Here is a 5,408-nt window from a genome sequence, read left to right as displayed (position 1 = left end):
CCGACCGGGGCGGCGGTCATGAGGGCGGCGACGGCGACCAGCGTCAGGCTCGCCGGGCGACGCTGGAATCCGGCGGCGCGGCGCCGTGGATGCTGGGGCATTGATCAATCTCCTCCAACCCTGTCCCGTCTATGAAGAATGACGATGTTCGGCGGAACTAAGGCGAAGGTTCTTCGCATGGGCGCATCGTCGTCGCCCCGTGGCGCAGCGGCTGTCGTGAGGAACCCCCTCGCTATTCAGTCCTTTCGCCCCCACTATGAAGGCTCAAGCACAAGGGTGAGCGATGGCCGACGCGGCGACGGGACTGGAACTGGGCCATGTGGCGGCCCTCTTGGCGGCGGGCGTGGTGGCCGTGCCGATCTTCCGCAAGCTGGGGTTGGGCTCCGTGCTCGGCTATCTGGCGGCGGGCGTCGCCATCGGCCCCTTCGGACTGGCCCTGTTCCGCGAGCCGCAGACCATCCTGCACGTCGCCGAGTTCGGCGTGGTCATCTTCCTGTTCATCATCGGTCTGGAGATGCGGCCCAAGCGGCTGTGGGGGATGCGCAAGGAAATTTTTGGCCTGGGTTCGGCCCAGGTCGGTCTGGCGGGCCTGGCCCTGACGCTGGTGGCCATGGCGGCGGGCGTCTCGGCGCCCGTGGCCTTTGTCGGGGCCATGGGCTTCGTCATGTCCTCGACCGCCGTCATCGTGCAGATGCTGGAAGAGCGCGGCGACCTGCCGACGCCCAGCGGCCAGCGCGCGGTGTCCATCCTGCTGTTCGAAGACCTGGCCATCGTGCCCCTGCTGGCCATCGTCGCCCTGCTGGGGGCCTCGATGGGGCAGTCGACCGAGAGCACGACGCCCCTGTGGCAGTCGATCGGCCTGGCGCTGGCGGCCCTGGCGGGCGTGCTGGCGGTGGGCGTCTACGCCATCAATCCGGTGTTCCGCTTCCTGGCCCGCAATGGCGGGCGCGAGGTGATGACGGCCGCCGCCCTGCTGGTGGTGGCGGGCACGGCCTGGATCATGGACGGGGTCGGCCTGTCGATGGCCATGGGCGCCTTCCTGGCCGGGGTGCTGCTGTCGGACTCGACCTTCCGGCATCAGCTGGAAGCGGATGTCGAGCCGTTCCGCGCCATTCTGCTGGGCCTGTTTTTCCTGTCGGTCGGCATGGCGCTGGACATCGGCGTAGTCGTCAACGACTGGCGCATCGTCGTGGCGGGGCTGGCGGCCTTCATGGTGGTCAAGGCTCTGGTCATCTATGTCGTCGCCCGCCTGTTCAAGGCGCGCCATCATGAGGCGATCGAGCGCGCGGCCCTGTTCGCCCAGGGCGGTGAGTTCGCCTTCGTCCTGTACAGCGCCGCCGCCACGGCGGGCGTGATCGACGCCCAGGCGGGCGCGGCCCTGACGGCCATCGTCATCCTGTCCATGGCCCTGACGCCGCTGACCACCCTGGCGCTGAAGCGGTTCCTGCCCAAGGAAGCCGGCCTGTCGCCGGAGGACGCCGAGGGCGTCGACGCCGCCGACGGCCTGCGCGGCCAGGTGCTGATCATCGGCTTCGGCCGCTTCGCCCAGGTGGTGTCGCAGCCGCTGCTGGCGCGCGACGTGGACGTGTCGATCATCGAGAACGACGTGGAGATGATCCAGGCCGCCGGCAACTTCGGCTTCAAGGTCTATTACGGCGACGGGACGCGCCTCGATACGCTGCGGGCCTCAGGCGCGGGCAAGGCTGAGGCGGTGCTGGTCTGCGTCGACAAGCCGGAGGCCGCCGACAAGATCGTACAACTGGTCAAGTCCGAGTTCCCCGGCGTGAAGCTGATGGTGCGCGCCTTCGATCGCGGGCACTCGCTGCGCCTGATCCAGGCGGGGGTCGATTATCAGGTGCGCGAGACCTTTGAGTCCGCGCTTCGGTTCGGTCAGGCCGTGCTGGAGGAGTTGGGTCTGGCGGAAGATGATGTCGCCGACGTCATCGCCGACGTGCGCCGTCGCGACGAGGCGCGCCTGGACCTGGATCTGACCGGCGGGCTGAAGGCCGGGGCGGCCCTGATGCGCGGCAACATGCCGACGCCGCAGCCGACGCCCTACATCAAGCCGCACCGCGAAGGGCGCCTGGTCAATGAGGACGAGGCCCCGCCCGAAGCCGTCATCGAACCGGCTGCGCAAAAGGCGAACTGATCCGGCATGGCGAGCATCGACCTGGCCAAGCGGGCCTATGACCACGGCTGGCGCCTGGACCCCATCGTCCGCAGCCTGCTGGACACCGACTTCTACAAGCTGTTGATGCTGCAGCTGATCTGGCGCCGGTTCCGCGACGTGCCCGTGACCTTCTCGGTCATCAACCGCACCACCTCCGTCCATCTGGCCGAGGAAGTGGACGAGGCCGAACTGCGCGCCCAGCTCGACCACGCCCGATCCCTGCGCTTCACCAACCGCGAGCTGATCTGGCTTGGCGGCAACACCTTTTACGGGGTGAAACAGATATTCAGCCCGGACTTCTTGGCCTGGCTGGCTGACTATCGCCTGCCCGAATACGACCTGTCGCGCAGCGCCGACGGCCAGTATCGGCTGGAGTTCTCGGGAAGCTGGGCGGACGTCACCCTGTGGGAAATCCCCGCCCTGTCGATCCTGAACGAGCTGCGCAGCCGCCGCGCCCTGCGCCGCATGGGCCGGTTCGAACTGGACATCCTCTATTCGCGCGCCAAGACCAAGCTGTGGAGCAAGATCGAGCGGCTGCGAAAGCTGGAGCCGCTGGCCCTGTCCGACTTCGGCACCCGGCGCCGTCACGGCTTCCTATGGCAGGGCTGGTGCGTCGAGGCGCTAAAGGAGGGGCTGGGAAGCGCCTTCATCGGCACCTCCAACGTGCTGCTGGCGATGAACAACGACCTGGAGGCCATCGGCACCAACGGTCACGAACTGCCCATGGTGCTGGCCGCCATGGCGGGCGAGGACGAGGCGGCCCTGCGCGCCGCCCCCTATCGGGTGCTGGAGGAATGGCGGGCGGCCTATGACGGCAATCTGCTGATCGCCCTGCCTGACGCCTTCGGCACGCAAGCCTTTCTCGACGACGCGCCCGACTGGCTGGCCGACTGGAAGGGCTTCCGTCCCGATTCCGCCCCGCCGATCGAGGGCGGCGAGATCATCATGAAGTGGTGGGCGTCCAGGGGCCGCGACCCGCGCGAGCGGCTGTTGGTGCTGGCCGACGGGCTGGACGTGGACGGCATCGAGGCGGCCCACGCCCACTTCAAGGGTCGGGTGCGGACCAGTTTCGGCTGGGGCACCAATCTGACCAACGACTTCCGCGACTGCGCGCCCGTAGAGGCGCCCGAACTGCTGCCCCTGTCGCTGGTGTGCAAGGTGACGCAGGCGGCGGGCCGTCCGGCGGTCAAGCTGTCGGACAACGTCGAAAAGGCCACCGGCGACCGGGCCGAGATCGAACGCTATCTGCGCGTTTTCGGCGAGGCGGGGCGCGGACGTCAGGCTGTGCGCGTCTGATACGGAACCGCTAAGCTTGATTGGACATTTCGTCATCAGCGGCGCCGGGCGCCGCCCATAATTTCAGCGGGACGCCTCTCATGACCACCTATAACGTCGGCTACATCATCGGCAGCCTGTCCAAGGGCTCGATCAACCGCAAGCTGGCCAAGGCCCTGGTCAAGCTGGCGCCCGAGAAGCTGCATTTTCACGAGATCGGCTTCGCCGACCTGCCGCTCTATTCCTATGACTACGACGCCGACTATCCGGCCGTGGCCGAGACCTTCAAGGCGGCGATCAAGCGCTCGGACGCCATCCTAATCGTCACGCCGGAATACAATCGCTCCATGCCCGGCGGGCTGAAGAACGCCCTGGACTGGGCTAGCCGCCCCTATGGAACCAATGCCTTCAAGAACAAGCCGACGGCGGTCATCGGCGCCTCGCCCGGTTCGATCGGCACGGCGGTGGCCCAGCAGGCGCTGCGGCCCGTCCTGGGCTTCCTGCAAGCGCCGCAGATGAACACGGTCGAAGCCTATATCCAGATGACGCCGGGCCTGATCGACGATGACGGCAACGTCACGGTCGCCAGCACCGAGCAGTTCCTGCGCGACTATATGGAGGCCTTCCATCAGCACATGGCGCGGGTGCTGACCGTCCTGCCGCGCGACGCCTGAGGCGCTTCTACGCCTCCAGCGCCCAGACCCGCGTGCGCTTGACCTCCTGATCCTCCAGCTCGCGCGTGGTCGGGACGCGGTATTCGGCCAGCAGGCTGAGGCCCTCCTTCGGGAAGTAGGTGCGGCCGGGGTCGCCGACCCGCACCTCGGCCCCCGCCGCGCGCGCCTGTTTCAGCCAGGCCAGCATCGCCTCGGCCATCGGTCCTTCATAGAAGACGTCGCCGGCGCAGATCAGGTCGAAAGCCTGCGGCGGCGCCTCCAGCAGGTTGTCGGCCGTGAAGGCGATCTCGACGCTGTTGGCCTCAGCGTTCGCAGCCACGGCGGCGCCGCAGAAGGGATCGATGTCGGCGGCCAGCACCGAGGCGGCGCCCGCCTTCATCGCCGCGATCGCCACCAGGCCCGAACCCGTCGCCAGGTCCAGCACGCGGCGCCCCGCGACTTCAGCGGGGTGATCCAGCAACCAGCGCGCCAGCGCCTGCCCGCCCGCCCAGGCGAAGGCCCAGAACGGCGGCGGCAGGCCCATTTCGCCCAGCTCTTCCTCCGTCAGCTTCCAGATGGGCGTGACCTCATCGGCCAGCCACAGGGAAATCTCGGGCGTATGAGAGACGGGCTGAAGGCGGGTGTTGTCGCGGATGAAACGGGCGGGGTTGGCGATCCGTCTAGTCGAGCTCACGGGCGCCCTCGATCACGGCCTGATAGACCAGCGACCGATCCGGTCCGCGCGTCATGTGCAGCAGCACCCAGGTCGCCCCCTTGCGCGCGACGACCACTCGCAACTGATCGTTGAACACGCCGTCGGCGAACCCCGCAGGCGCGACGGCGTCGCTCAGCAGGATCAGCGCGCCCATGCCCGAGCCGCAGCGCGCGATGCCGGTGCAGGCGAAAACGGTTTCATAGCCCTCCTCGCGCAGGGCCTCCTCATAGTGGCGCGCCATGTCGATCGGCGCGACGGCGGGACGGATGGCGTAGTCCAGGTGGCTGATTTGGCCCTGCAGGCGCAGGGCGCTCTCCGGGGCGGCGCCTTCAGCCACCGGGCCGGTCGGCAGGGTGATCTCGGAGCAGAGGTTGGAGGTCTTGACCTCCAGCCCGGCCAGCTTCTGGTGCTCCGGCCGCGCGTTGTTCACGGCGTCCGAGTAGATGTTGTAGGGCTCGCCCTGCGCGATGCGCGCCATCAGGATGCGGATCCACAGGCCGCGGGCCGAGATCTTGCGCACCACGGCGCCGTCCTTGGGCGAGGTCAACGCCCACTCCTCGTCGGCCTCCACCGCGCGCATGAAGGCGTCGGGGAT

General features: G+C 68.2%; 4 protein-coding genes and 1 pseudogene. 3 read left to right on the top strand and 2 right to left on the bottom strand.

Annotated features, from left to right (window positions below):
- Positions 1 to 283 precede the first annotated feature (283 nt).
- The 3 genes from RT567_RS13145 (at position 284) to RT567_RS13135 (ending at position 4,119) form a co-directional block, all read left to right on the top strand.
- Positions 284 to 2,149 carry a monovalent cation:proton antiporter-2 (CPA2) family protein gene (locus RT567_RS13145; RefSeq protein WP_313576756.1) on the top strand — a complete coding sequence of 622 codons (1,866 nt, stop codon included), beginning with the start codon at positions 284 to 286 and terminating at the stop codon, positions 2,147 to 2,149.
- A gap of 6 nt (positions 2,150 to 2,155) precedes the next feature.
- A complete protein-coding gene (locus RT567_RS13140; protein ID WP_313576755.1) occupies positions 2,156 to 3,466 on the top strand; it encodes a nicotinate phosphoribosyltransferase in 1,311 nt (436 codons plus the stop codon).
- Between the two features lie 80 nt (positions 3,467 to 3,546).
- A complete protein-coding gene (locus RT567_RS13135; RefSeq protein WP_087140983.1) occupies positions 3,547 to 4,119 on the top strand; it encodes an NADPH-dependent FMN reductase in 573 nt (190 codons plus the stop codon).
- Positions 4,120 to 4,126: 7 nt separating this feature from the next.
- On the opposite strand, the gene RT567_RS13130 is transcribed toward RT567_RS13135, so the two are convergent.
- Positions 4,127 to 4,792: a methyltransferase gene (locus RT567_RS13130; RefSeq protein ID WP_313576754.1), complete on the bottom strand. Its 666-nt coding sequence runs from the start codon at positions 4,790 to 4,792 to the stop codon at positions 4,127 to 4,129.
- Positions 4,779 to 5,408, bottom strand: a pseudogene (locus RT567_RS13125) (hypothetical protein); the annotation flags it as partial. The pseudogene RT567_RS13125 and the gene RT567_RS13130, both read right to left, overlap by 14 nt.

The organism is Brevundimonas sp., assembly GCF_032107865.1.
Taxonomy (GTDB): Bacteria; Pseudomonadota; Alphaproteobacteria; order Caulobacterales; family Caulobacteraceae; genus Brevundimonas.
The sequence above is the reverse complement of the archived record's forward strand: the minus strand, read 5'-3'. Positions and strand labels throughout refer to the sequence as shown.

Bases quoted from the DNA above. Each gene is read 5' to 3' on its own strand.
- RT567_RS13140 (WP_313576755.1), top strand. From the start codon at position 2,156: ATGGCGAGCATCGACCTGGCCAAGCGGGCCTATGACCACGGCTGGCGC.
- RT567_RS13135 (WP_087140983.1), top strand. From the start codon at position 3,547: ATGACCACCTATAACGTCGGCTACATCATCGGCAGCCTGTCCAAGGGC.
- RT567_RS13145 (WP_313576756.1), top strand. From the start codon at position 284: ATGGCCGACGCGGCGACGGGACTGGAACTGGGCCATGTGGCGGCCCTC.